A 2,702-nucleotide genomic window follows, 5' to 3' on the forward strand; every position below is an offset into this window, starting at 1 on the left:
CCTCGGTTTTATGGATCACCAGCTCCGTCTAGCGGTATCCAGTTTTTCTGGTGGCTGGCGGATGCGCCTGAATCTGGCACGGACCCTGATGAGCCGTTCAGATTTACTATTACTCGATGAGCCGACCAACCATTTGGACCTAGATGCGATTCTGTGGCTAGAAGACTGGTTAAAAGCTTATGAAGGGACTTTGGTACTGATTTCGCATGACCGCGATTTTCTGGATGCGGTGATTGATCATATTCTGCATATCGAGAATCAGGAACTGACGCTTTATACCGGTAATTACTCGACCTTTGAAGTGACCCGCAGTGAACGCCTATCCCAGCAGCAACAGGCCTTTGAAAAGCAGCAGGAAACACGCGCTCATCTGCAAAAATTTATTGACCGTTTCAAGGCGAAAGCGACCAAGGCCCGCCAGGCCCAAAGCCGGATCAAAATGCTGGAGCGTATGCAGGAGCTGGCACCTGCCCATATCGATACGCCATTTACCTTCAGTTTCCGTGAGCCGACAAAAATGAGTTCGCCACTGCTGACGCTGGAGCAGGCAGAAATTGGCTATGGTGATAAGTCCATTGCCCAGAACATCAATCTGCAAATCACACCAAATTCCCGGATTGGTCTGCTCGGTATGAATGGTGCGGGTAAATCGACCCTGATCAAGTCTCTTGTCGGTGATTTACCTCTGTTAAATGGTCAGCGTAAGGCCTCTGAACTCCTGAATATCGGGTATTTTGCCCAGCACCAGATGGATGCCTTAGATGGCCAAGCCAGTCCAATGCTGCAACTGGCACGTCTTGCTGATCCAAAAATCAGCGAAGCCCGCTTAAGGGCTTTCCTGGGTAGTTTCGGCTTTAGTGGCGAACGGATGGATACATCTTGTGAAAGCTTCTCTGGTGGTGAGCGTGCGCGTCTGGCGCTGGCGCTGATTGTCTGGCAACGTCCAAATGTGCTGATTCTGGATGAGCCCACCAACCATTTAGATCTCGATATGCGTCATGCCCTGACCATGGCCTTACAAGACTTTGAGGGTGCTGTGGTACTGGTATCGCATGAGCGACAACTCATCGCCACGGTCTGTGACGAGTTGCTGCTGGTACATGGCGGGTGCTGTACAGAATTTGAGGGAGATTTGCAGGACTATGCCAAATGGTTACGCGAAGCACGCCAGCAGCAGATCAATACACAAAATAGCTTAGTTAAGGCTCAAGCAGTTACAGAGACGAAGCCGGCTGCACAGAAAGTCGATAAGGAAGCCCAACGTAAACTGGCAGCCCAGCGCCGCGAGCAGACCCGTCCCATCCGCAAGAATATTGAAAAGTATGAAGCCCAGATGGAAAAGCTGCAACGGCGTCTGGCTGAGATTGAAGACTTGCTGGCCAATAGCGCTTTATATGAGGCATCACGCAAAGATGACCTGCTAAAGCTGATGAATGAGCAGACCGAACTCAAACAGAAGCTGGAACAGGCCGAAGAACATATGCTGGAACTTATGATGGAGCTGGAAACGCTGGAGCAGTCATTTCTGGACAGCTGAGTTCTGACCACTTTTTTATCTTAAAGAGCTCAGGCGCGGTGGACAATTCGTCTATGTCTGCAAGATGAGAGCTATATTTCGCAAGAGTTTTTATGCTGATATGGGGCAGGAAATTCAGTCCTTCTAAAGGAAGGAGTCCTAACGAGCTAGCAGTAAAAAATATGCTCATCCTGAACGTCTGGCGCTAAAATTTTTCCAGATTTTGTTATGAAACTTGGCAATAGTCTCGCTATTGCCTGGGTTTCCTGCCTCATCTGCTCAGGTTTAACTTATCACGCAATCTATTTATACAATGATCAACAGCCCCTCACTGTTTATCTAGTTAACCTCTTTTTTTAACACTCAAATTCATCTATTTGATTCAAGATTTTTTCTTTCCTCCAGTTTAAAAAGTTTCAAGCTGTTTTAGGAGTGAATTACGCAAGGCCTCTATAAGTTTGTTTTTTAAACAGTTGGATGTCCTATTTCATACATTAATTTACAGCGCTTCCTCGCTTTCTCGGGCTCTAATAAAAAAGGTTTTTAATTTCTGGCAGTCTTGAGATGAGTCTGTTGAATATTGAACGAGAGAGGAGATCCGCATGCGTGCTCTTAGCTATCATGGTATTCGAGATGTACGAGTTGAATCTGTTCCAGATCCGGTTATTCAGGAACCAGATGATGTCATTTTAAGGGTGACTGCCACCGCGATCTGTGGCTCAGATTTGCATCTTTATCGAGGAAAAATTCCGGCCACAGAACAGGGTGATATTTTCGGGCATGAGTTTATGGGTATCGTGGAAGACGTCGGCCCGGAAGTCAGCTCGGTCAAAAAAGGAGACCGGGTTATTATTCCCTTTGTGATCGCATGTGGGCACTGTTTTTTCTGCGAACATGAATTGATGGCTGCCTGTGAAAATACCAACAGCGGTCACGGGGCGATCCTGAATAAAAAACAGATTCCACCAGGTGCAGCCCTGTTTGGTTATAGTCATCTGTATGGCGGCGTTCCTGGGGGGCAGGCTGAATATGTGCGGGTTCCCAAAGGCAATGTCGGGCCTTTTAAAGTCCCCGGCTCATTACCAGATGAAAAAGTCCTGTTCTTGACGGATATTCTACCCACCGCTTGGCAAGCCGTGAGCAATGCGCAGGTCGGTCGCGGTTCCAGTCTTGCGATTTATGGAGC

General features: G+C 47.8%; 2 protein-coding genes. Both read left to right on the forward strand.

Annotated features, from left to right (window positions below):
- The coding region (locus tag E2K52_RS14020) for an ATP-binding cassette domain-containing protein (RefSeq protein ID WP_151205630.1) at positions 1-1,537 on the forward strand (1,537 nt) is incomplete at its 5' end.
- A gap of 581 nt (positions 1,538-2,118) precedes the next feature.
- Positions 2,119-2,702, forward strand: a 584-nt coding sequence (locus E2K52_RS14025; RefSeq protein WP_151205631.1) for an alcohol dehydrogenase catalytic domain-containing protein, incomplete at its 3' end; no start/stop codon positions are given.

The sequence above is a fragment of the Acinetobacter sp. RF14B genome, from assembly GCF_006864105.1.
Lineage (GTDB): Bacteria > Pseudomonadota > Gammaproteobacteria > Pseudomonadales > Moraxellaceae > Acinetobacter > Acinetobacter lwoffii_C.